The 23,637-nt window shown below is 48.0% G+C and carries 15 protein-coding genes, 1 tRNA gene and 1 CRISPR repeat array; of the genes, 10 read left to right on the top strand and 6 right to left on the bottom strand.

All coding sequences use genetic code 11. The features are described from left to right. Nucleotides 1–4 precede the first annotated feature (4 nt). A complete protein-coding gene (locus J0X00_RS04145; protein WP_282476404.1) occupies nt 5–337 on the bottom strand; it encodes a YnfA family protein in 333 nt (110 codons plus the stop codon). Between the two features lie 269 nt (nt 338–606). Between J0X00_RS04145 and cas1f the strand changes: the two genes are divergently transcribed. From cas1f to cas6f, 6 genes are all read left to right on the top strand, one after another. Beyond that, nucleotides 607–1,593 carry a type I-F CRISPR-associated endonuclease Cas1f gene (gene cas1f / locus J0X00_RS04150; RefSeq protein ID WP_282476405.1) on the top strand — a complete coding sequence of 329 codons (987 nt, stop codon included), beginning with the start codon at nt 607–609 and terminating at the stop codon, nt 1,591–1,593. 323 nt (nt 1,594–1,916) lie between these two features. After that, nucleotides 1,917–5,330 carry a type I-F CRISPR-associated helicase Cas3f gene (cas3f, locus tag J0X00_RS04155; RefSeq protein WP_282476406.1) on the top strand — a complete coding sequence of 1,138 codons (3,414 nt, stop codon included), beginning with the start codon at nt 1,917–1,919 and terminating at the stop codon, nt 5,328–5,330. A gap of 9 nt (nt 5,331–5,339) precedes the next feature. Then, nucleotides 5,340–6,689, top strand: a complete 1,350-nt coding sequence (gene csy1, locus J0X00_RS04160; RefSeq protein ID WP_282476407.1) for a type I-F CRISPR-associated protein Csy1 — start codon at nt 5,340–5,342, stop codon at nt 6,687–6,689. Next, nucleotides 6,686–7,687, top strand: a complete 1,002-nt coding sequence (csy2, locus tag J0X00_RS04165; RefSeq protein WP_282476408.1) for a type I-F CRISPR-associated protein Csy2 — start codon at nt 6,686–6,688, stop codon at nt 7,685–7,687. Before csy1 ends, csy2 begins: the two co-directional genes overlap by 4 nt. Nucleotides 7,688–7,707: 20 nt before the next feature. Next, nucleotides 7,708–8,691, top strand: coding sequence for a type I-F CRISPR-associated protein Csy3 (gene csy3, locus J0X00_RS04170; protein ID WP_282476409.1), 984 nt, complete (start codon nt 7,708–7,710; stop codon nt 8,689–8,691). A 9-nt stretch (nt 8,692–8,700) separates the two neighbouring features. Beyond that, nucleotides 8,701–9,342, top strand: coding sequence for a type I-F CRISPR-associated endoribonuclease Cas6/Csy4 (gene cas6f, locus J0X00_RS04175; protein WP_282476410.1), 642 nt, complete (start codon nt 8,701–8,703; stop codon nt 9,340–9,342). Between the two features lie 151 nt (nt 9,343–9,493). Then, a CRISPR array of direct repeats spans nt 9,494–10,962; the repeat unit is 28 nt; unit sequence GTTCACTGCCGCACAGGCAGCTTAGAAA. A gap of 52 nt (nt 10,963–11,014) precedes the next feature. Here cas6f and J0X00_RS04180 read toward each other — a convergent pair. Together J0X00_RS04180 and J0X00_RS04185 are read right to left on the bottom strand one after the other, a co-directional pair. Further along, nucleotides 11,015–11,105: transfer RNA gene (locus J0X00_RS04180), tRNA-Ser, on the bottom strand. A gap of 218 nt (nt 11,106–11,323) precedes the next feature. Next, nucleotides 11,324–12,580, bottom strand: coding sequence for an adenylosuccinate synthetase (locus J0X00_RS04185; protein WP_282476411.1), 1,257 nt, complete (start codon nt 12,578–12,580; stop codon nt 11,324–11,326). A 168-nt stretch (nt 12,581–12,748) separates the two neighbouring features. Between J0X00_RS04185 and J0X00_RS04190 the strand changes: the two genes are divergently transcribed. Continuing rightward, on the top strand, nt 12,749–13,639 hold the full coding sequence (locus tag J0X00_RS04190; protein ID WP_136485939.1) for a LysR family transcriptional regulator: 891 nt from the start codon (nt 12,749–12,751) through the stop codon (nt 13,637–13,639). 315 nt (nt 13,640–13,954) lie between these two features. Then, a complete protein-coding gene (locus J0X00_RS04195; RefSeq protein ID WP_136485937.1) occupies nt 13,955–14,623 on the top strand; it encodes a MaoC family dehydratase in 669 nt (222 codons plus the stop codon). 49 nt (nt 14,624–14,672) lie between these two features. Here J0X00_RS04195 and J0X00_RS04200 read toward each other — a convergent pair whose 3' ends face one another. Beyond that, nucleotides 14,673–15,491 carry a phosphate ABC transporter substrate-binding protein gene (locus J0X00_RS04200; RefSeq protein WP_136485935.1) on the bottom strand — a complete coding sequence of 273 codons (819 nt, stop codon included), beginning with the start codon at nt 15,489–15,491 and terminating at the stop codon, nt 14,673–14,675. Between the two features lie 260 nt (nt 15,492–15,751). Here J0X00_RS04200 and J0X00_RS04205 point away from each other — a divergent pair, with 260 nt between their 5' ends. Continuing rightward, complete coding sequence (locus J0X00_RS04205; RefSeq protein ID WP_136485933.1) at nt 15,752–16,105, top strand: DUF3024 domain-containing protein; 354 nt, start codon at nt 15,752–15,754, stop codon at nt 16,103–16,105. Between the two features lie 81 nt (nt 16,106–16,186). Here J0X00_RS04205 and rnb read toward each other — a convergent pair whose 3' ends face one another. Beyond that, complete coding sequence (rnb, locus tag J0X00_RS04210) at nt 16,187–18,214, bottom strand: exoribonuclease II (RefSeq protein ID WP_282476412.1); 2,028 nt, start codon at nt 18,212–18,214, stop codon at nt 16,187–16,189. A gap of 391 nt (nt 18,215–18,605) precedes the next feature. Here rnb and J0X00_RS04215 point away from each other — a divergent pair, with 391 nt between their 5' ends. Next, entirely contained in the window at nt 18,606–20,504 is a 1,899-nt protein-coding gene (locus J0X00_RS04215; RefSeq protein WP_136485929.1) for a DEAD/DEAH box helicase, read from the top strand. Between the two features lie 296 nt (nt 20,505–20,800). On the opposite strand, the gene J0X00_RS04220 is transcribed toward J0X00_RS04215, so the two are convergent. After that, a complete protein-coding gene (locus J0X00_RS04220) occupies nt 20,801–23,185 on the bottom strand; it encodes a bifunctional diguanylate cyclase/phosphodiesterase (protein ID WP_282476413.1) in 2,385 nt (794 codons plus the stop codon). Between the last annotated feature and the right edge of the window lie 452 nt (nt 23,186–23,637).

Below are 23,637 nucleotides of genomic sequence, written 5' to 3' on the forward strand. Positions count from 1 at the left end.
GTCATTAGCTGCTTCTTGGCGCGAACATGATAATGGCCATTCCTATCAACGCGACCGATACACCCACGATATCCCATAGTGTTGGACGAATACCATCAACCAACCACAACCAAAGTATCGCTACGAAGATATACACGCCGCCATAAGCCGCATATACCCGGCCAGTTGCCGTGGGGTGCAGAGACAGCAACCAGGCAAACAAAGTCAGAGAGATAGCCGCTGGCACGAGCAGCCATATAGATTTGTCTTCTTTCAACCACAGGTAAGGCAGGTAACAACCCAGGATCTCCGCTAAGGCTGTTATCAGGAACAGGCCCAGGGTTTTTAATTCTGGCAATTCAAATACCTCTTTTGATGACAGCAAGAGCATTCACAATTCAATTCGCGGGCATAACCCGCCAGATTTCTGATAATGCCGTGTTTCTTTATCTTGTTCAACGAAGATTCAGTCTGTTAGCAGTGAGCCGAGCAGTAATAAATAGATATCTCTGCGAAGTGGATTTTTTCCTTGGTTCGATCAATGTTGCAACACTCGAATTTCCCTTTTTATGCGTTAAATTGCTTAACCTGTGTGTTAAAGTGAGAATAAATACTTGAGGTAAGTACATGGACGACTTTTCTCCTTCAGATTTAAAAACCATTCTGCACTCCAAACGTGCCAACATGTATTACTTAGAATACTGCCGGGTAATGCAAAAAGATGGTCGAGTGTTGTATCTGACCGAATCAAAAAAAGAAAATCTCTACTACAACATCCCCATAGCGAACACGACTGTACTATTGCTGGGTAACGGTACTTCGATTACTCAAGCGGCAATGAGAATGCTCTCTCAAGCCGGCGTACTCGTCGGGTTTTGTGGCGGTGGCGGAACACCACTGCATATGGCAACCGAAGTGGAGTGGTTTACTCCGCAAAGCGAGTATCGTCCGACAGAATATCTGCAAGGATGGTTGTCATTGTGGTTTGACGATAAAAAGCGCTTTGATGTGGCGAGACAGTTTCAAAAGGCCAGGATTGACTACTTACAATCGGTATGGTCGAAGGATCGCGAATTAAAGAACCAAGGTTTTATCTTTAAAGATGACGTGATTCAGCAAGCGCTGACTACCTTCCATGAACGTACTGGTAACGTCTCTAAAACCACAGAACTGCTTCTTACCGAAGCCCAACTGACCAAAGTGCTCTACAAATACGCTGCCAACAATACTGGTTTAGATCACTTTACTCGTCAGCACGATTCTACCACCTTAGCCAATGATTTTCTTAATCATGGTAACTATTTAGCATACGGATTAGCCGCAAGTTGTTTATGGGTGCTGGGTATTCCGCATGGGTTTGCGGTCATGCATGGCAAAACCCGCCGGGGTGCATTGGTGTTTGATGTGGCTGATTTGATCAAAGATGCTGTCGTGCTGCCATGGGCATTTGTGTGTGCCAAAGAAAATGCCACCGAACAAGAGTTCCGCCAACAAGTATTGCAAGCGTTTATCGAACATAAGTCGATGGAGTTCATGTTTAACACAATTAAACAGATAACAACGTGTGAAGTTGATTCCACACGTTGTTATCAAAAGCTGCCTATGCGGCAGTGAACGTTAAAAATTAAAAGCAAATATTTCTAAGCTGCCAAAGTGACAGTACGGGAAGTTTACCTTATGAAGAAAAATACACAATGGTTATTTAAAAAATAAAAATTAAAAGTAAATAGGTTGATGGTTTATTCTGGTGGTCATATAATATGCAGAATTTCAGTGGTTGAGGTGAGGTTTTGTATATGTTGCGATTGATTAAGCTATGTATCAATAGATTAGTTAACTTCTTTATTACATTGTCACCAAAGGAAAAGTTGGCAATTTGTAAGTTGATTTACGATTTTATGATTTTTATCCTAAGGAAATAAGTTAGGGCCTCCACAATGATGGTTACGTTTGTCTCTGAGTGTGAGAAAAATGCGTTAAAGAAAACGCGCCGAGTCTTAGATGCGTTTGCTGACCGCATTGGCAATAACACCTGGCAGACCTTGATCACTGAAGACGGCTTGCAAACTGTGAAAAAAATGCTGAAGCAGACCGCCAGCCGCAGCACAGCAGTGAGCTGTCACTGGATTCGCAGTCGATCGCGCAGCCAGTTGTTGTGGGTGGTTGGGAGTCGGTCCAAGTTCAATTTAGAAGGTGTGGTTCCTGTGAACCGGACTTCATTGAATTTAGAACATCGAGAATGGGAATCAGGGTGGCATTTAAACGAAATGGTGGTGCTTGCCAGTTCAGTGGCTGGGTTATTCCATGATTTTGGTAAAGCGAATGCTTTGTTTCAGAAAAAACTCCAAGGAAAATCAGGCACCAGAGGGGAACCGTATCGCCATGAATGGATCTCGTTACGCCTCTTTGAAGCCTTTGTGCAAAATAAAAGTGACCAAGAATGGATTGCCGAGTTAGCCCAACTTTCCGATCCTCAAGTCGCAGTAGAGTGGAACAAAAAACTGATTGAGTCGGTATTTAAAGACGCGCCTAACACTTGGCAGAATCCCTTTACTGAGGGAAAACTTGCTCCATTCGCTAAGTTGATTGCCTGGCTGGTGGTTTCACACCATCGGTTACCCCAAAATAACGATCGCCAAAATCCAGTCAATATCCAAGAGATGGAGCAATGGCTTGCCAAATGTTTTAGTTGCCACTGGAATTCACCCAATGCATTGGATCTTAACCAATACACGGCTCAAGCCATTAAAGACAATTGGTCGTTTCCAAACGGCACGCCCTTATTGAGCAGAACTTGGCAGCATAAAGCCTATAAGCTCGGCCAACGCATGAAAAACACGCCGTTATTAGCCAATAATTCCATCGTTTGGTTTGAACAGCGCTTTGTGGCCCATATGGCTCGTTTGTCTTTGATGCTGGCGGATCACTATTATTCTTCTCTTGGCTTGCAAGAAGGGAAAGCAGCATGGCAAGACCCCAGTTATCAAGCGATTGCGAATACCGACCGCCAATCAGCGCACGATAACAGCACCACTCCGAAGCAAAAATTGGACGAACACAATATTGGTGTGTCGGTCAATGCTCAGCGGTTTGCCCACAATTTGCCTGGCTTAAAAACCACGTTACCCGCCATCGCTCAGCACCGATTGTTTGCCAAAAGCTCAGGTATTGAAAAATACAAATGGCAAGATAAAGCCTTTGCCAAAGCCAAACAAATCGCGAAACAAACAGAGCGGCAAGGCTTCTTCGGTGTGAATATGGCATCAACAGGGTGTGGTAAAACCATTGCCAATGCTCGTTTTATGTATGGATTAGCCGATGAGCGGGAAGGCTGCCGATTTTCCGTGGCATTAGGATTACGCACTCTGACACTGCAAACCGGAGATGCCTATCGAGATCTATTGAAATTAGGCGACGATGAGTTGGCGGTATTGATTGGCTCCCAAGCCGTTCAAGCGTTGCATGAATTGAATAGTCCACACGCGCAACAAGGCAGTGAATCGGCAGAAGATTGGTTTGAACAGCTGTTTATTAGCTACGAAGGGCAAATCTACGATGGGCGTCTTAAGCATTGGTTAAGTGCCAGCCCAAAGCTGGAACAATTAGTCAGTGCCCCCATTTTAGTCAGCACGATTGACCACTTAATGCCTGCAACAGAAAGCCGACGTGGCGGCAAGCAAATTGCGCCCATGTTGCGTTTGCTGACATCCGATTTGGTGTTGGATGAACCTGATGATTTTGGTTTAGAAGACATGCCGGCCTTGTGCCGGCTGGTCAATTGGGCCGGCATGTTAGGCTCTCGGGTATTGCTCTCTTCGGCGACCTTGCCGCCATCACTGATTAAAACCTTGTTCGATGCCTATAAAGCAGGGCGGGAGCAGTTTAATCAAGCGCAATTTGCTGAGCAAAAACAGCCGCCAATTTGGTGTGGTTGGATAGATGAATTCACTACACAAACGGAGCCATTCTCTACCGTTTCCGACTTTGCCGCAGCTCATCGGAAATTCGTTGATAAGCGCGTTGCCCAATTAAACAAAATCGATCAGCCCATTCGTAAAGGGGCCATTGTCGAGGTTGCAGAATTTGTCGATGCGACCAATCGCAACCAAATGGCGCGAGAAAATGCCGTGTATCAAGCGGCAGCGCAAACCATATATGATCAGATACACCAATTGCATCAAGCGCATGCAGTGGAGGCACCGAATGGGAAAAAAGTGTCTCTGGGAGTGGTTCGTATGGCCAATATCAACCCGATGGTCGCCGTCACACAAGCGTTGACTCAGTTAACGGCTCATGAAGATTTTCGGATTTGTTATTGCGTCTATCACTCACAATTTCCGCTGGCATTGCGTTCTTATAAAGAGCACAAGCTTGACCGCATACTCGACAGACACGATCCCGAAAAACTGTGGCAGCAGCCAGAAATTAAAGCGGTCTTGGATACAGCAACCGAAGCAAACTTGGTGTTTGTGGTGCTGGGCACATCGGTTGTGGAAGTCGGGCGAGATCATGATTACGACTGGGCGATTGCCGAACCCAGTTCAATGCGTGCGTTAATTCAGTTAGCTGGGCGCATTCAACGCCATCGCCAACATGTGCCTAAGCTAGCGAATTTGGTTGTGCTGAACAAAAATATCAAAGCGATGAAAGGGGAGCCGGTTGCGTATTGTCACCCTGGTTTTGAGAGCAAAAAGTTGCCGTTAAGCAGCCATGATATGAATGAGTTACTCGGTGATGAATTAAAGAATATTTCTGCCATTACTCGCGTGAAAGAGCCTATCGAACAATACAGAAAAGGGGGGCGGGACTTTCTTGTCGACCCGACATCAATCAATGGCAATGCTTTTCCAGTGCAGTCTTTTCTGGTGCAAGAACATCGTGCATTACGCTTTGCGCTAGATGCCATGGCGCAACCTCAGTTTTATCACAGTGGTCGAGAGGCGAATCGCTGGTGGTCGGATGAATATGGGAAATTTGCCACATGGAATGCGGAATTCATTCAGCAGACCGAGTTTCGTCACTCGGAGCCGCAAGAGCCGTTTGTCTTGCGTTGTGATGAAGATGAACAACTGCAGTGGAGTCAATTAGATACAACCAGTAAGCCATATCAATATGTGTCTAAATCGACTCGGTTTCATCCTGTGGAAGCGATGCTTGCACGCGGCTGTCAGTGGTGGTTTGCCCAAAATCCGGTAGACATTTATCAGCATTTTGCTGAGCAGTTTGGCCAAACAGTGAGTAGGACGAGCGGAAGATTAGGGGAAATACAGCTTCGGGCAGAAAAACAAGATCAAACCATCGAGTGGGCTTGGCATGAGCAACTGGGTGTGTTTCAACAAAATAACCAATAAGGAAGGCGAATGGACGGAACATTAAGTGCCGCAATCGCGGAGTATATCAACCAGCGTAAGCAAGCAAAGCTCGAACCTTTGCAAAAAGCGCTCAATAAAGTGCTAGAGAAAAGCGGCGATCCGGTGACGATAGCGACCGCTAAAGCCGAATACCATGAACAAGCCGATCCGATAGAAACGGCTTATGATCCCGTGGTGTGGTTAACCGATGCGGCCAAACGCGCAAAACAGATCAGCTTGGCAACACATGCCGCCAAGTTTACTCATAGTGACGCGAAAGCCAGCAGTATGCTGCTTAACTACTATCAAATGAGTGACCCAAGTTATTTGGTCACTCAGCATCTTCCCAATCCTACGATTGATGCTGTAGGAAATGCCGCGGCTCTAGATGTAGCAAGATTGCTGAAATTGGCGGTGAACGGTGAAACACTGGTTGATCAATTACAAAAGAAAAGTGTGGCAGCATTAAGTGCATTTACTGAAGATCAAGCATTATTGGAAGAGTGGTGTGTGGGGTTTAGTCAGGCATTAGGTGATGAAAAATTATCGGCTCACACCTTAACTAAGCAGCTCTATTTCCCTATCTTTAATGGTGAAGACGAATATCATTTACTGTGTCCACTTTACTCATCCTCTCTAGCTAATGAACTGTACTGTAAAGTGCGAGAATATCGTTATGGCGAATCAAAAGAGGTTCGCGATGCGCATAAAAAAGGGATTTACGACGAGCGGTTAGATGTACGCTTTCCTGCGACGGCTGTACAAATGTTTGGAGGGTCGAAACCACAAAATATTTCCCAATTAAATAGTGAGCGTCACGGGCAAGGTTTCCTTCTAAATTGCTCTCCTCCAGCTTATCAAGCTCAGACCAAACCGCCATTGAACAGGCAAACATTGTATAACCGCGAATTTGGTTGGCGAACCAACCGGTTAGTGCAGGAGTTTAAGGTATTTTTAGCAGGTTTAACCGAAAAAGACCGTAATTTTAAAACTCGTTACCAACGTGACTATGGCTATACCAAGCCAATCATTGACGCGTTACTTAACTTTGCCGCTGAAATTCAAACCATTCCAAATAGTGCCGGATGGACAAGTTCGCCTGAGTGCAATATGAAACGCGCTCATCAGCTGTTTTTAGATATAGATAATCCCGATGTGGCGTTTCAACGTGAACGTGAACAAGGGGATTGGCTTGATGTGGTTGCCAGTGATTTTGCTAACTGGTTACTGCGCAAACTGGAAAACAAATCCTGCTACGTGCTGGGTGATGTAGAGCAACGCTACTTCAAAAAGCTCTGTTTAAATGAACTGCGAGCGTTTGAGCGAATGGGAGTGGTACAAGAGGAGAATCAAGCATGAAGCATTACCTCTTATTAAAGAAAATCGAGGTGCAAAACGCTAATGCGATTGCGGGCTTGACGTACGGCTTCCCGGCGATCACCAACTTCCTAGGCTTTGCTCATGCGTTGTCACGTAAGTTAGCACCGAAATTATCGGTAACGCTGGGCGGTGTGGCCGTGGTCAGTCATAAAAATGCCGTGCATGCTCGTCAGCCCAGTGGCTGGGGAGATTATGTATTTGCTTTAACCCGTAACCCACTGACTCAACAAGGTAATACTGCTCCTATCAATGAAGAGGGGCGCATGTCACTGCAAGTCTCGTTATTGATTGAGCTCGAAGGGATTGCTGCTGGGGATAGTCAAACCGCACAGCAACTGATGACTGAGCTGCGTCGTCTTGTGCCTGCGATGCGCTTAGCGGGAGGCCAAATTGTTCAGGTGCAAGCGTATGATTTACTCACCAGTGAGCAGCAACAAACTCAGGCACTACGCCGTTTAATGCCCGGCTTTGTGTTGATCGACCGTCGCAATTATTTGGCTGAGCATTTTGCCGCACTACAGCAAACTCAACCCGAAGCCACCTTAATGGATGCCTGGTGTGATTTCGCCACGCTAAGTTACAAAGCTACCCCGTTGGATGGCGAAGAGGTGAGTGAAGAGGGTGAAAGCAAAATAAAAGCGAACTGGGAATACCAACCCAAGCCTAACGCTGGGTATTTAGTGCCTATCGCGAGTGGCTACTGCGCGATTTCGGAATGTTATTCGGCAGGAGAAGTCGCCAATGTGCGTGATACGACAGTGCCTGTGGCTTTTGCTGAAACGGCCTACACCGTGGGGGAATGGCTCAGTGTGCATCGTCTAGAGAATATTCAACGAGGGATTTGGCATTACCACCATGATTACCCTTGGTACCTAGCGCAAGGCTATGTCCTCGAAATCAATACGATACAACAAGAGATACCTCAACCCGATTTGATGGATGAGACCGAAGAATACGGTTTTGACCCCGACAACTGATAATTTAAAGGATTGAAATAATGGCTGATAAAAAATTAACAACCCCTTCTGTACTGGCTTTTGAAGCCAAACTGATCCCATCCGATGCCTTGATGTTTGCAGGTAATTGGGGCACCAATGAGTGGACTCCGATTCTGGTGGGCGAAAAATCAGTACGCGGCACCATCTCAAACCGTTTAAAAAATGCGATTGCGAGCGATCCTGCCAAATTGGATGCGGAAGTATCCAAAGCGAACCTACAAACGGTGGATACCGCTGCGCTCACTCACAGTACGGATACACTAAGAGTCGATTTTTCACTGCGAGTCCTCGGTGGTTTGGATGTGCCATCCACCTGTAACAAACCAGATTACCAACAAGCTTTGGCTGACAAAGTAAAAGCCTATCAGGCCGAAACCCAGTTTGAAGAACTGGCACAACGCTACGCACAAAATATTGCGAATGGCCGTTTCTTATGGCGTAACCGTGTGGGCGCAGAAAGTGTACGCGTGGAAGTGCAAGCAGCAGGTGAACGCTTCACGTTCGACAGCTATGAGTTTGATTTACGTTCTTTTGATCAAAAAGAACAAGTGGCCGAGCTGGCCGCAGTCATTCAACACGGTTTACAAGGTGACGCAGTCTTCTTAAAAGTCAGTGCCTTTGCCAAACTGGGTGAAGGGCAAGCGGTGTTCCCCTCTCAAGAGTTAGTGATGGGTGGCGGTAAAGGCGATAAAAGCAAATTCCTGTACCAGCTTGATGGTCAAGCGGCGATGCACTCGCAAAAAATCGGTAATGCGCTGCGCACCATTGACACCTGGCATCCAGCAGTAGAAGAAGTGGGCCCAATCGCTGTTGAACCTTATGGCTCGGTAACCAACCGTGGGGCAGCTTATCGCCAACCGAAGGACAAAACCGACTTTTACAAATTACTTGATAGCTGGATGTTAAAAGATCAACCCCCAGCGTTAGAGCAACAGCATTACATTATGGCGATGCTAATCCGTGGTGGAGTCTTCGGCGAATAAGGACAGGATATGAAATATTATCAAGACATTACCTTGTTGCCTGATGCGGAAGTGTCCCTCGGGTTTATTTGGGAAAAAGTCTACCAGCAAATCCATTTGATGCTGGTGGAGTACAAAGTCGCTGATAATGAATCGGCGATGGGTTTAAGTTTTCCTGCTTATGGTGATAAAGCGTTTCCATTAGGTCATCAACTGCGGTTGCTGGCAGACAGTGAAGCGATGTTGCAGCAAGCGAACGTCAATAAGTGGTTACAACGTTTAAGTGATTATGTGCATGTGAAGCCAGTCAAAGCGGTTCCGAATGACGTCCGTGAATATGCCTCTTTTCATCGCGTAAATCCCAAATCGCAGCAACGGCGGTTAAAACAGCTCGACCGTCGAGTCGCGCATTTATCGCAAAAGCATGGGGTAGCCGAAAAGGAGATGCGTGCACAGTTGTTGGCGTCTATCGAAAAACAGTCCGGTAACAGCAAGTTACCTTATATCAATGTGCAAAGTTTATCGTGTTCTCATGGTGAGCAGCGACATAAGTTTATGCTGTTTATTGACTGCGAAAAAGCAGAGGCGACGACTCAAAGTGGCAACGTATTTACCTGTTATGGGTTAAGTCCGTCGGAGAAAGGTCAGCCAACCTTTGTACCTTGGTTCTAACCCCAATAAAGGGTCAATTGACCCTTTATTTTTTGTTCTTTAAAAAGTCATTTAAAATCAACACGATAAAAACAGGTGTGTTTAACAAGGTAAAAAAGGGGTTTTCTCGTTAACGTCTTGCTATGACTTATTTTTCTGTGATAGTTTCATTGTTCACTGCCGCACAGGCAGCTTAGAAAGGAGTTATTCTGGTGGGCAGTACGAAACGAGGGTTCACTGCCGCACAGGCAGCTTAGAAAAGTATTAGATAAAGCTTGTCTAACAAAATAGTGTTCACTGCCGCACAGGCAGCTTAGAAATTTGAAGTTGCACGTGTCAACGTAGAGCATCCGTTCACTGCCGCACAGGCAGCTTAGAAAAACAACAAGCTCGCAAATCATTTCGACTCCGGGTTCACTGCCGCACAGGCAGCTTAGAAAGTTGTGGTAGGCAATAAGGATTGCTTGTCCGTGTTCACTGCCGCACAGGCAGCTTAGAAATTTTCGCTGACTTCCGACAAAAACACCCTGCCGTTCACTGCCGCACAGGCAGCTTAGAAAGTTGTGGTAGGCAATAAGGATTGCTTGTCCGTGTTCACTGCCGCACAGGCAGCTTAGAAAAGCCGGGCGGGTTTATGGGTTTCTGGCTTTCCGTTCACTGCCGCACAGGCAGCTTAGAAACTAACGTCGCGATGTTTGATGAAGTGTTCAGCGTTCACTGCCGCACAGGCAGCTTAGAAAAGGAAAACGTTCTAGCTGTTACCGATGGAATGTGTTCACTGCCGCACAGGCAGCTTAGAAATTTTGATAAAGTGGGCGACCCAGGCGTCACGCGTTCACTGCCGCACAGGCAGCTTAGAAAAGAATAGCGGGAACTCATCATTTACACTCATAGTTCACTGCCGCACAGGCAGCTTAGAAATTCTCCAGGTCTTCGCGTTTAGCGTATGTTTTGTTCACTGCCGCACAGGCAGCTTAGAAAAGGTTAATCCTGATACTCGCGCTTTCGATGAGGTTCACTGCCGCACAGGCAGCTTAGAAATTAGATAAAGCCACGACGTTTTCCATGTTTATGTTCACTGCCGCACAGGCAGCTTAGAAAGTACTTCATTAAAACTACCCGAGCGTGACGCGGTTCACTGCCGCACAGGCAGCTTAGAAAGGCAAGGTTCCTGGCCTAAAGACAGTCAGAGAGTTCACTGCCGCACAGGCAGCTTAGAAATCATCGTCGCCGTATTCACTGATCGATAACGAGTTCACTGCCGCACAGGCAGCTTAGAAAAGTCGCCGTATCATCACCGTTATCGGTAAATGGTTCACTGCCGCACAGGCAGCTTAGAAATAATGGACGATGAAGAGAAAGAGAAGCTAACTGTTCACTGCCGCACAGGCAGCTTAGAAATTACCCGTGTATTAGCAATAGAATAAGCCATAGTTCACTGCCGCACAGGCAGCTTAGAAAGAAGAAGAAATGAAACGTCACAGCGACGATTTGTTCACTGCCGCACAGGCAGCTTAGAAATCCAATGCCTTTCTGATGTTGTCGAAATGATCGTTCACTGCCGCACAGGCAGCTTAGAAAGAGGAAGCTTACGTTTTAATCCTTGCTGCAAAGTTCACTGCCGCACAGGCAGCCTATAAAACAAAATCAGAAATACAAAAAAGCCGCTGAACAATCAGCGGCTTTTCGAATGTGGCGGAGAGATAGGGATTTGAACCCTAGGTACGCTATTAACGTACGCCGGTTTTCAAGACCGGTGCTTTCAACCACTCAGCCATCTCTCCGTAAGTGCGGTGAATCATACGCGTGGCGGTTGGTCTTGTAAATACACTTTTGTGCTAAGTGGGCAATATACAACCGTTTTTTGACGTTTTTATCCCAGCCGGAGCGTTTACGCCGCTTTGGACCGCACTGAATGGCTGACAGGCCCAAATTGCCATAGACAAAAAAGCTGACTCACGGAGCCAGCTTTCTATTTTTATCTTGGGTGAAGACTTCGCGATTAACGCAGAATCATCTGGGCGCGTTCAGGGCCGACAGAGATCATCTTCACTGGCACACCCATCAGCTCTTCGACACGCAGTACGTATTGCTGCGCCGCTTTTGGCAGGCTTTCGAAGGTGCGACAGCCGGTGATGTCTTCATTCCAGCCTTCCATTTGCTCGTAAACCGGAGCCAGAGAAGAGGTTTGTGGCCAGATTGGGTTTTCGCTGTGCTCGCCGTCGTAGCTGACACAGATCTTCAGATCCTGCATACCAGACAGGCAGTCCAGCTTGGTCAGCGCGACTTCAGTGGCCGCTTGCAGCTCAACACCGTTGCGGGTTGCTACTGCGTCAAAGTAACCCATATCACGTGGACGACCCGTTACTGCGCCGTATTCGTTGGCCGCTTCACGGAAGTTGTCCTGCTCTTCCATCGCAGTGATCAGAGTGCCGGTGCCTACTGATGAACTGAATGATTTCGCGACTGCGATCACGCGCTCCGGACGCAGAGCCGGCAGGCCGCTACCCAGACCAGCGTACGCTGCGGTGACGTTTGATGATGTTGTCCACGGGTATTCACCGTACACCAGGTCACGACCGGCACCCAGCTGCGCTTCAAACAGCAGGTTTTGATCTTTGGCTTGCAGTACTTTCAGCGGTTCACTGACATTGCAGATCGCGTCACGCCATGGCGCAGACACTTCCAGCAGCCAGTCTGTCATCTCTTGAGCGGTCTGAGAAAATTCAAACGTCGGGTACAGGGCTTTTAGCTGTGGCAGTTTCCAGTCCAGCATGAACTGGATGCGTTCGCGCAGGACTTCCGGCTGTTTCAGCCAGCCGACCAGGATACCTTTTTTCATCACGCGGTCGCCGTAAGCCGGCGCAATACCCTGACGGGTTGAGCCGTAAGCGCCGTCGCCCAGACGAACTTCTTCCAGTGTATCTTCCAGTGCGTGGATAGGCAGACACAAGGTGGCTCGGTCTGAAATACATAGGTTCACGTCAACGCCAGCTGCTTTTACTTCTTCGATTTCCTGAGAAAGCGGAGCAGGGCTGATGACCATGCCAGGGCCAAGAACCGCCAGACAGCCTGGGTTAAACACGCCGCTTGGCAACTGGTGCAGTTTGAATGTACCCAGATCATTCACTACAGTGTGACCGGCGTTATTACCGCCTTGGAAACGGATGCTCGCTGCGGCGCTATCGGCTAAATAGTCCACGATACGGCCTTTACCTTCATCACCCCAGTTTGCACCGACAACAACGATAGACGACATGTTTTTATCTCCTCAAAAGTTACGCACTGATCCTAGTGGGACGGCAAGAATAAGAAAAATTAATTATTATTATTAACTTGATAAGGATTCCATATCGGGATATTTTGCCCGCGATTGACCGTGAGGTGAAAGGCGGTCTGCAATCAAATTGATTTAAGAGGATTTGCGATGCTTGATCTGCACTGGCTCAATACCTTTGTCACCCTGGCCAGGCTGGAACATTTTGGTAAAACGGCCAATGAACTGCATATGACCCAACCCAATGTCAGCCTGCACATCAAACAACTCGAGCAAACCACCCGGGTGAAGCTGATTGAACGTAATCCGTTTCGGTTGACTCAGGCCGGTGAGCGCTTGCTCAAGAGCGCGCAAAACACCTTGATGGAGCTGCAAAGTTGTCAGGCTGATTTGAATGCGATCAATGACTTGTGTCAGGGGACGATGACGATAGCGGCCAGTGATATTATCTCGCGCTGGTTGCTGATCAGCCCGTTTCAGTCGTTCAAATCCGAGTTTCCCGGCATCGATCTGACCCTGCTCAATACCACTTCTTCTCAGGCGGCAGATCTGGTCAAAAATGCCAAAGCCGATTTGGGTTTTGTGATGGCGCAGAAGGAGAGTCAGCCGCTGCATTTTGTCGAGCTGAAGCAGGTGAAATGGTGTGCGTTGGGTAACAATCTCGATAAATGGCAACGTGGGGAAACGGTGGGTAATCTTGAAGCGCCGACTCTGATTTTGCTTGGTCATGATACCCGGACCCGGGATCTGATTGATCCGGCGTTAAGTAAACTGGGCCTGATGAACTACCGAATCATGGAAGTCGGTAGTGTGGACGCGCAAATCGATTGGGCTGAAGCGGGTTTTGGTATTGCGATAGTGCCGGACTTTGCTCTGCATCCTAAGCTAAACCTGCAGTCGGATATCACACCTTTACCTTCATTTCCCTCGGCGAGCCTGGGTTATATCGTACGCCAAAATCAGGTGCTGTCGAAAGCGATCAAAAAGCTATTACACTGGGTTGATGAAGAGATTGTTCGCTCACCGCATGTCAATGGCTGAGCAGGGCAGTTGTGAGCGATAACAGCGTTGATTATCGTTAAGTAGACGATAACAGGTGTAAATGAGTAACGATTGTCTACAGTTATGGAAGCGGTCTGAATTAAAATTGGCGGTTAAACATTGTCCACATAAACGGTGTTTTCACTCTACTTGCTGAGATGCTAATAAAATAATGTTTTATTAATAAATTGTTGAATTTGATAGGGAAATAGTGGTTGAGTAAACGCTTGTACGCCCGAAAGTATTTGCAGGTTACTGTGAAGTACTTCAAAATTAGCGGGTTAGCAATTCTTCTTAGTTAAGAATGAGGTTTTGATGAAAGTCGCGGATTTATTTAAGCATCGTGCGGAAAATTTAGTAAAGCATGCTGAATCTAAGCAGTGGGTCACTCCCGCTATGCGCGAATATTGGGACGAGTTCTTAGGCAAAGCCAACAATCGCCAGCTGTTTTCTTGGTTGAAAGAGTTTCATCCGGCGAATGAAGATGTACAAATGCCTGAGCCCATCGTGCTGAAGCCCGAAGCTCAGGAAGTGTACGATGAACTGATGCCCCAAATTGGCGAAGTCATCCATGTGGGTGACTGGATGCTCGTGGATCAAGAGCGTATTAATCAATTTGGAGCTGTCACGGAAGATATGCAATGGATTCACACGGATCCACAGCGTGCTGAAGCGGAATCTCCGTTTAAGACGACCATTGCCCATGGTTTTCTGACCCTGTCATTGTTGCCAAAGCTAACTGACAGCGTCGATGAAGCGAATGCCCTGTTCCCAACCGCTAAAATGGTGGTGAACATTGGCCTTAATTCTGTGCGTTTTCCGTACCCGGTCAAGTCTGACAGTCGAGTGCGTGCCGTGAGCACGTTGTCGAAAGTGACGCCTATTAAAAAAGGGTTGGAAATCGAACGTGAAATCAAGGTTGAGATCGAAGGTATTCGCCGCCCTGGTTGTGTAGTGGTTTCAGTTATTCAGTTGCATTTTTGATCCCTGTGATAGACAAAAGGAGAGCATCAGCTCTCCTTTTTTGTGCCTGTTATTTGGCCACTGGAATATAACCATACTCAACGATACGCTCTACGGCGCGCGGTGAATGGAGAAAATCCAGAAACGCTTTCACTTCTTTATTCTCTTTGTTGGAATAGTGCAGAATCAGAAACGGGCGCGACAACTCATATTTGTTTTCAGCAATCGCGCCAGCGCTTGGTGTAACACCTTCGAAGCTGATGGCCTTAACTGATTTATCGACCGAACCGGTAGAGATGAAACCAATCGCCTGAGTGTTATGGTTGACCAGGGTTTTGACCATGCTGTTGCTGTTGACCACCAGGTTATTTGGGTTGATGTCAGATACCAGACGATCGTTAACGATGGTAGTCAGGCCAAGCAAGCTTTCAAAGCTGTAACGGGTGCCGGAAGAGGCTTCACGTGTCACAACTGCGATTTTTTGATCGTGGCCGCCAACCTGTTTCCAGTTGGTAATATTACCTTTATAGATGTCGTACAGTTGCTGACGAGTCAGGTTGGTGACCGGGTTTACTCGGTTGATGACCACAGCCAGGCCGTCAAACGCGATGGTAAAAGTAGCGAGGTTTTCTTCTTCTTCACTCTCAGTCAGATAACGCGAGCTCATCGCGATATCACTGACGCCTTTTTTCAGCAACGTAATTCCCGCCGTAGAGCCGACACCTTGAACCGCGATGTAAGTATCGGGATGTGAGGTGTTGTATTCTTCTGCCAGCACGTCCATTAGGCGTGCGACGGATGTAGAACCAGAGACGTTGATTTCACTGGCTTGCGCAAAAGAAGTAAATAAACAAAGGGAGTAAACAGCGGCAAGCACTACCCGTAACATAAAATAAACTCCAAAATCGATGAGTGACGAAGCGCTATGGTATGTCGCTGATGTGACATTTTTGTGAATGCCGACGTAAAAGCAGAGATAATCTGAGGCGTTACGGATCCAAGTGGCTTTTTATGTCGTTACTTGAACGGCGATGAAAACATCAATAATCTTTGCACAGGTTATACTCAAAACACTTTGAGATCATAGTAATAGTTGTAAGTTTGCGCGATACTAAAGGCCGGTTTGCTTATCTGGGCGTTGAGGAAGTCATGACAGTTATTAATTTACTGCAGCGTCAAATTGAACGACGGGCGGAGGTCGTATGCGCCAACCGTAACCAGAGTTTGCCTGCAGAACTGGGCAAATCGGGGTTTGAGCCAATAGAAAATGGCGTGCACTTTATTCAAAGCCACTTCAAACTCGATTCAAGTCATTGCGATTACACCAGCCTGGTGGCAAAAGTGATTTGGGAAGAAAGCCACAGCTTATGGGGGCTGTATGTGCCTTCCAATGAGAATGAAGTTCCTGAGTGGGTGCCGTATCCGTATCTGTCCAAAAGCGGCGATCTGACGGCACTGATCCGTGAAATAGAAAAAGATCCGAAATCGTATTTCTGGAGCTGAACAGGCCGCAATCAAAAAGCAAGCAATAAAAAGGGCATTCAATCAGAATGCCCTTAACTCTCTTAACCCTTAATTGCGGGCTTAGGCCTCGGTGCTCTGTTCCTGAGCAGCAGGTTCCTGATGAGCGGCTGGCTCTGCTTGTGGCAGATCTGCAAACACCTGAGTTGGTTTTGCAATCAGGCTGCGGTTCTCCTGGTTGACTTCATTCAGGACAACTTCCAGGGTATCACCCAGCTTGAACACCACTTCTTTATCGACCGATACGGTGCCTTGCTCGCCGTTGCATTCCAGACGCTGCTTGTTGTCCAGAATCAGGCCGCCAGGAATAAAGGCAGCGGCGCCATTTTCCAGCAGACGGACACGCATGCCTGCGCGGTTGATGTCAAAGATCTCGGCGTTAAAGCGCGTGCCTTTGGCCGGCTCTTCAGCCAGAGTGCGAGCGTACAGCCAGTCTGCGACATTGCGTTCGGCAATTTTGTGGTGTTTACGATGCAGCGCCAGCTCTTCACCAACGGTTTCGTCAGGCTTTTGTACCGACTCTTTACCGAGGATGTGAGCTTTCAGCATGCGATGGTTGATCATATCGCCGTACTTACGGATCGGTGATGTCCAGGTCGCGTACACGTCCAGACCCATGGCGAAATGCGGCAGCGGCTCGTTGCCGATTTCACTGTAGCTCTGACTCTTACGGATACGGTTATCCAGGTAAGCGGTTTCCTGAGCAGACAACCAACGGCGCAGCGCGGCAAAGCCTTCTACAGTTGCTACATTTTCGGCATCGATTTCCGCGCCGTGCTCGTTCATCAGTTCCACAACATCGGCCAGTTTCTCTGGTTTGAAGCCAGCGTGAGTGTTGAACACGCCGGTACCAAAGGAAGCCTGCAACGTTTTACCGGCACAGATGTTGGCGGTGATCATGGATTCTTCAACCAGACGGTTAGCAGTGCGACGAGAGTCAGCGTGAATCGCGATCACATCGTTGTCTTCGCTCAGCTCAAAGCGGTAGTCCGGACGATCCGGGAAGACCACGGCATGAGTTTCACGCCAGTTCGCGCGTGCCTTGGCAAAAGCGTGCAGATCGCGCACGACGGCAGCGATGGTTTCATCAGGCTGCCACGCATCGCTGCTGCCATTTTCCAGCCAGTCTGATACGTGATCGTAAACCAGACGCGCGTGCGATTTGATGTTAGCAGCAAAGAAACGAATATCATCACCAATCACGCCGTCTTTATCGACAGTCACGCTACAGCAAAGGGCAGGGCGCACCTGATTTTCGATCAGAGAACACAGCTCGTCAGCCAGATCGCGCGGTAGCATCGGGATGTTGCGGCCTGGCAGATAAATAGTAAAGCCACGCTCACGCGCTACTTTGTCCATGTTATCTTCCGGCGTGATATAGGCTGTCGGATCGGCAATCGCAATGGTCAGCTCAAAGCTACCGTTATCCAGTTGCTTGGCGTACAGCGCGTCATCCATATCTTTGGTTGACTCGCCATCGATAGTAACGAATGGCATATCAGTCAGATCGATACGCTCAAGATCGGCGTCATCTTTCAGTTGCCATTCGTCAATCCCGGCAGGTTCGCTGTTTGGCAGGTCATTTTCTGCCAGCGTTACCCACCAAGGTGCGATTTTGTCATCCGCGTCCGTAATTTTTTCTGAGATTTCAACGAAGAAACCGTTGTCATCTTTAAGTGGGTGACGAGTCAGATGCGCGACAACCCAGTCACCTTCTTTAAACTGCTCCGGGTTGAGGCCTTTTTTCGTTTTGGCTTTCAGCGGTGTTTTCTTTAGTTGCGGGTGATCCGGCGCAACGTTCAGTTTGCCTTTGTGCAGTTGTACCCGACCAATAAATCGCGTTAGAGAAGGTTCAACCAGCTCTTGCGGCTCTGCGACTTCACGCTCTTTTTCAGTGCGAATGATAGCCACGACTTTATCGCCATGCATACATTTTTTCATGTACGGAGGCGGGATAAAGAAACTGGTTTTGCTGTCGACTTCAAGGAAACCAAAACCTTTATCAGTGGCTTTGATCTGACCTTCTTTCTTCGGCAGGTTTTCTTGGATTTGTTGTTTGAGTTGGGCTAGTAGCGGATTATCTTGAAACATCTTATTTCTATCTGACTCGGTTGATAGGGCACACTATAAATCATTGCTATGGCTGATTACTACCGAAAACGTGCCTTTCGTGCCGATTTACATGGTCTGTGGCGATGTAAAAACAAACGAATTGGTTACAAATGAGACGATTAGCGCGCGAGTTGTCGAGAGTTTTATCACTACAGAGAAATTTATGTGATGAATTTCAATTTTTTGTAGATTTTTTTATGCATTTAGGGAATAATCCGCCTCCCTTAGATGTCCCTAGTGGCTTGTTGCTTTTTAATACTTGTCCTCATCTGAATGGAATCAGCAACTGAACGGAATCAGCAACTTCTTGGATTGGTTGGAATGGTAAAGCACGTGGGACCTAGTTATTCATTATTTTAGTGGGATCCCCATGCAAGAAAACGTCATTCAATTTAGTGACTTAGCACTTAACAGTGCCATCCTTTCCGCCCTGAACGAAATGGGCTTCGTTTCTCCGACTCCAATTCAGGCTGCTGCAATTCCTTTGCTTCTGGAAGGCCGTGATGCTCTGGGTAAAGCGCAAACCGGTACTGGTAAAACAGCGGCATTCTCTCTGCCTCTGCTGAACAAACTGGATCTGTCACAACATAAGCCACAGGCTATTGTGATGGCACCAACTCGTGAACTGGCTATCCAGGTTGCAGCAGAAGTGAAAAACCTTGGCCAAAACATCAAAGGCCTGAAAGTTCTTGAGATCTACGGTGGCGCCTCTATCGTTGATCAAATGCGCGCTCTTAAATCAGGCGCTCACATTGTTGTGGGTACTCCTGGCCGCGTTAAAGACCTGATTACTCGTGAACGCCTGCACCTGGACGAATGTCATACTTTCGTTCTGGATGAAGCGGACGAAATGCTGAAAATGGGCTTCGTTGACGATGTAACCTGGATCATGGAACAAGCTCCTGCGACAGCACAACGCGTTCTGTTCTCTGCCACTATGCCTCCAATGGTTAAAGACATCGTTGATCGCTTCCTGCGTGAACCAGCGCGTGTTGACGTTGCCGGTTCTAACCAGACTGTTGCTAAAGTAGAGCAGCAATTCTGGGTAGTGAAGGGCGTAGAGAAAGACGAAGCGATGGCTCGTCTGCTTGAAACCGAAGAAACTGACGCATCTATCGTATTCGTGCGTACTCGTCAGGATACCGAACGTCTGGCTGATTGGCTGTGTGCACGTGGCTTTAAAGCGGCTGCACTGCACGGCGATATCCCTCAGTCACTGCGTGAGCGTACGGTTGACCATATCAAACAAGGTGTGATTGATATTCTGGTTGCCACTGACGTTGTTGCTCGTGGTCTGGACGTGCCGCGTATCACGCACGTATTCAACTATGACATCCCGTTCGATGTAGAATCTTACATTCACCGTATCGGTCGTACTGGCCGTGCTGGTCGTAAAGGTAAAGCGATCCTACTGGTTCGTACTAACCAGATCCGTATGCTGCGTACTATCGAGCGCGTGACTCGTTCTTCAATGGAAGAAATCCAGCTGCCACACCGTGACAAGGTTGCTGAAGCACGCCTGAGCATGCTGGCAGTCGAACTGGAAGCAGAGAAAGCACACTCTTCTCTGGAGAAATTCGCTGAGCTGGTTGAAAAACTGCAAGCTTCTCTGGAAATTGATGCAACGACTCTGGCGGCTATCCTGCTGAAACGTCAGCAAGGTAAGCGTCCGCTGTTCTACGTTGGTGAAGACCCAATGCTGGAAGCGCTTGAGCGTGACAAGCTGCGTCGTCGTGAGCGTCGTGAGAATGGCGATCGTGGTGACCGCGGTGAGCGTGGTGGCCGTCGTGAATTCGCTAACACTGAATGGGATACTTACCAGCTGCAAGTGGGTCGTGACCAAGGCGTTCAGGTTAAAGATATCGTTGGCGCACTTGCAAACGAACTGGGTCTGACCAAAGGTTCTATCGGTGCGATCAAACTGGCTCAGGGCCACACATTCGTTCAGCTGCCTAAGAGCATGACCAGCGAAGTGAGTTCAAAACTGCGTAAACTGCGTATCCGTCAGAAAGAAGTGGGTGCGGTAGTTTGTGATTTTGATGACTTCCGTGAGTCTCGTGGCCGTCGTGAAGGCGGTAACGGTGGTGGTCGTCGTGACGGTGGTTTCCGTGGTAACCGTGAAGGCGGTAACGGTGCTCGTCGTGAAGGTGGTGGTTACCGTGGTAACCGTGAAGGTGGCGAGCGTCGCTTTGATCGCAACCGTGGTGGCGATGACCGTGGTAACTACCGTGGTGAACGTGGTCACAGCCGTCGTCGTAACGACGCATAATCTGCGCTTATCATCTGTTAAGTTTGTATAGAAAGTCCGGGGCCTTGCTCCGGACTTTTTTTTGCCTGTACAAAACGGTTCAGGAGAATCGCAGCTACGATGGCTATTGCAGATAGAACAGGGCAGATAGGATCCAGTAGGCAGGGCAGCGCGAATTTGCTGGCGCCAACTTGTTAAGGCCGGCGCGGCAATTCAGATCCTCTTGATCTTTTCAGTACGTCTCGATCTGTGGAGTACTAAACCGAGTTGCTAAGTAAAAATTAGCCGGTTTAGTGTGCGTGACTTTGCCCTGAGTTTTAATAAGATGCGACGTTCAGTTTACTGAGCAGAGCACTGAAATTGTCTTTCGCGACCGGCGGTGAATAGTAGTACCCCTGGATAAGCTGGCACCCTTGCCGGGCAAAAAATTGCAGTTGTTCCGCAGTCTCGACGCCTTCGACCACTATGACCAGTGACAGGTCATGTGCCATTTTGATAATGGTGGAAGTCAGATTCGCCTGCTCCTCATCATCGGTCACATGAATAACAAAGCTGCGGTCGATCTTCAATGTGTCGCAAGGCATCTTTGACAGGTAAGAGAGCGATGAGTAGCCAGTACCAAAATCATCGATGGCCAGTCTGACACCGAGTGCCTTAATTTGAGTCAGCAGATGAAGCGCATCGTTTTTACGTTCAATGTAGGCTGATTCAGTCAGTTCCAGCTCAAGTTTAGCGGCCGGAAAGCCAGTGCTGTTCAACACCCGCTGCAGGGTAGCGGCAAAATGACCAAAGCGTAATTGGTGGGCTGAGACATTCACCGACATCTTATCCAGCCGATATCCCTGCGCCTGCCATTGCGCAGCGTCCAGGCAGGCTCGTTCTAATACATAATCGCCCAGCGTTTCAATCAGTCCGGTTTCTTCTGCAACTGGCACAAACTCCGTAGGGGAAACCCAGCCTAGCTCTTCATCATGCCAGCGTGCTAAAGCCTCTGCGCCAATCAACTGTTGGTGGGTGGTGTTATATTGCGGCTGATAATAAACCTGAACCAGGTGCTGCTCTAATGCGGCTTTAAGCTTGGTACTCAGCAGTAACTTGCGTTGGCTCTGCTGAGTCAGTCTGTCTTCATAGATGGCGTAAGTACCGCGCTGGTTACGCTTCGCTTCATACATGGCTGCATCGGCTTCCTGGAACATATCGCGATGTTCGCCGCTGTTCTGAAAGCTGACACCTAAGGTGGCTGATATGAACACGGAGGTATTATTGCCAATCAAGATGGCCTGAGTCAGCTGCTTCTGAATTGCAGCAATGATGGCCTGAATATGATTGATGTCGTTGTCTTGCACTAATAGCGCGAATTCATCGCCGCCGGTACGGTACAGGATCGATTCAAGCTGCGCTTCTGTGCCGAGCGAGGCGAGCAGGCGATGTGCGACCTGCACCAGTACTTTGTCACCGGCAGTATGGCCGTAACTGTCGTTGACATCCTTGAAATGGTCCAGGTCGATGACGACCAGGGTTGCCGGACTGCCTTCAACCCCGGCCAACTGTGTGTCCAGCACGCGGCGGTTGGGCAACTGAGTCAACGGGTCATGGGTCGCCAGGTGATTCAACTGATTCTGGATGCGCTTCTGTTCGTCGATGTTAACCAGCGAAAAAACATAGGTGGCCATCGTTGCCTGGTTTGAATGCACCTTAGTGATCGACAGCAGGCCCTGATTCTGACTTTCCGGCCCGAAGATAACTTCACCCCGCCAGTCGTCCCGTAACAGCTCGTTTAATGCCAGAGGTTGCCCGTCCGTGTAAAACAGGCTGGCGGCGGAAATTTTATCCAGTTCTGCTCCGGGATTCTGTATGCTAACCATATGGCAGAACGCTTCATTCGCTTGCAGCAGATGACCGTTATCACTGACGATCGCTAAGCCTTCGTTCGAATTATGGAATACGGTTGCTGCCTGTTTCAGTTCATGTTCTTTCTCCGACATTTCTTCCATTAACTGAGTACTGGTTTTGAACATCAAATTCCAGCGAAAGCTATCAGACTCGAGGTAATGAATAAAAGACTGACGTTTAAACAGCGCAAACAGCAGGATGGGAAGGCTGAATGCAATGGCGGTCAGCAGCTTTCCGGCCAGGTTGCCCACGATGACGGCGACAACGTGGTCGTTGTAGCCAAATGCGATCAGCGGAAACACTACTCCGTCTGCCGCTAACACCAGAATAAACAGTGCGATGTAGAGCAGAGTCGTGGTCAGATGATTGAAGTTGAGGCGCTTGAGCTGCTCAAACGCAAACAGCAGCACAAACAGCTCACTGATGATCAGGATGCCACCCAAAATAATAAAAGGCGTCGAGACAGCAAACAGGTCCGCAGAGACGTTGTGCGGGTTAATGATGCCATCACTGAGCAGGCTTCTTTCAGCCAGCATCGAAAACGACACTTTAAACAGATCAACGATGATCACCAGGCGGATGAGATGGCGCAGGATCAGTAAATCTTTCTCTATCAGTACAAACAGCACTGATGTCATCATCAGTGCACCGTAGCACAAGCTGCCACCGGAGACTTCAATCCCCGGGTACACCGACAGCGAATAAACATTACCGAGGAAGCCGCCTATCAGCAGTATCAGTGAAATGTAGACGTAAAAAGAGACCCGGCGCAGGGGACCTTCCTGAGTCAGGAAGTAGAGTGGAAACAATGAAAAAAGTGTCACCTGGAGTGCGAAGAGTCCGAGCATGGATGTTGGGTCTGCCTGTCGTATTTTGAAGGGTCGAACTTTAGTGTAGTTTCTTTCAAAGTCAACACTGTGAAAGTTCTATCAGGAACGGGTATAACATTTGATACGTTTTGCATAGAACAATTGAATTAATGAGTCTTCAGCTCAGAGTAAAGAGCCTGGCAGGCAGAGGTATAACCAGGCATCATTGACCAGATGACAATAGGATGAAATTGACGCTTAAGCGCAGAATATCATTGAGATTTCATCTGTATTAGTTAGAATGCTTTTTTCGTGCTCAGGCTGGTGCATCCGTATTTGTGCCAAAATGGGGACTCAAAGTTTTAAAATTCGCGTGCTTGGATTTATTATTTATTGATTTTAAAGCACAAAATTCAAACAAGTGTTGCTTGGTATGCAACACCACTGTAGGG

The organism is Vibrio sp. ABG19, from assembly GCF_029962385.1.
GTDB lineage: Bacteria > Pseudomonadota > Gammaproteobacteria > Enterobacterales > Vibrionaceae > Vibrio > Vibrio ostreae.

What these genes read in the sequence shown, in the direction of transcription:
- cas1f (WP_282476405.1), top strand. Translation starts at nt 607, where the DNA reads ATGGACGACTTTTCTCCTTCAGATTTAAAAACCATTCTGCACTCCAAA.
- cas3f (WP_282476406.1), top strand. Translation starts at nt 1,917, where the DNA reads ATGATGGTTACGTTTGTCTCTGAGTGTGAGAAAAATGCGTTAAAGAAA.
- csy1 (WP_282476407.1), top strand. Translation starts at nt 5,340, where the DNA reads ATGGACGGAACATTAAGTGCCGCAATCGCGGAGTATATCAACCAGCGT.
- csy2 (WP_282476408.1), top strand. Translation starts at nt 6,686, where the DNA reads ATGAAGCATTACCTCTTATTAAAGAAAATCGAGGTGCAAAACGCTAAT.
- csy3 (WP_282476409.1), top strand. Translation starts at nt 7,708, where the DNA reads ATGGCTGATAAAAAATTAACAACCCCTTCTGTACTGGCTTTTGAAGCC.
- cas6f (WP_282476410.1), top strand. Translation starts at nt 8,701, where the DNA reads ATGAAATATTATCAAGACATTACCTTGTTGCCTGATGCGGAAGTGTCC.
- J0X00_RS04185 (WP_282476411.1), bottom strand. Translation starts at nt 12,580, where the DNA reads ATGTCGTCTATCGTTGTTGTCGGTGCAAACTGGGGTGATGAAGGTAAA.
- J0X00_RS04190 (WP_136485939.1), top strand. Translation starts at nt 12,749, where the DNA reads ATGCTTGATCTGCACTGGCTCAATACCTTTGTCACCCTGGCCAGGCTG.
- J0X00_RS04195 (WP_136485937.1), top strand. Translation starts at nt 13,955, where the DNA reads ATGAAAGTCGCGGATTTATTTAAGCATCGTGCGGAAAATTTAGTAAAG.
- J0X00_RS04200 (WP_136485935.1), bottom strand. Translation starts at nt 15,491, where the DNA reads ATGTTACGGGTAGTGCTTGCCGCTGTTTACTCCCTTTGTTTATTTACT.
- J0X00_RS04205 (WP_136485933.1), top strand. Translation starts at nt 15,752, where the DNA reads ATGACAGTTATTAATTTACTGCAGCGTCAAATTGAACGACGGGCGGAG.
- rnb (WP_282476412.1), bottom strand. Translation starts at nt 18,214, where the DNA reads ATGTTTCAAGATAATCCGCTACTAGCCCAACTCAAACAACAAATCCAA.
- J0X00_RS04215 (WP_136485929.1), top strand. Translation starts at nt 18,606, where the DNA reads ATGCAAGAAAACGTCATTCAATTTAGTGACTTAGCACTTAACAGTGCC.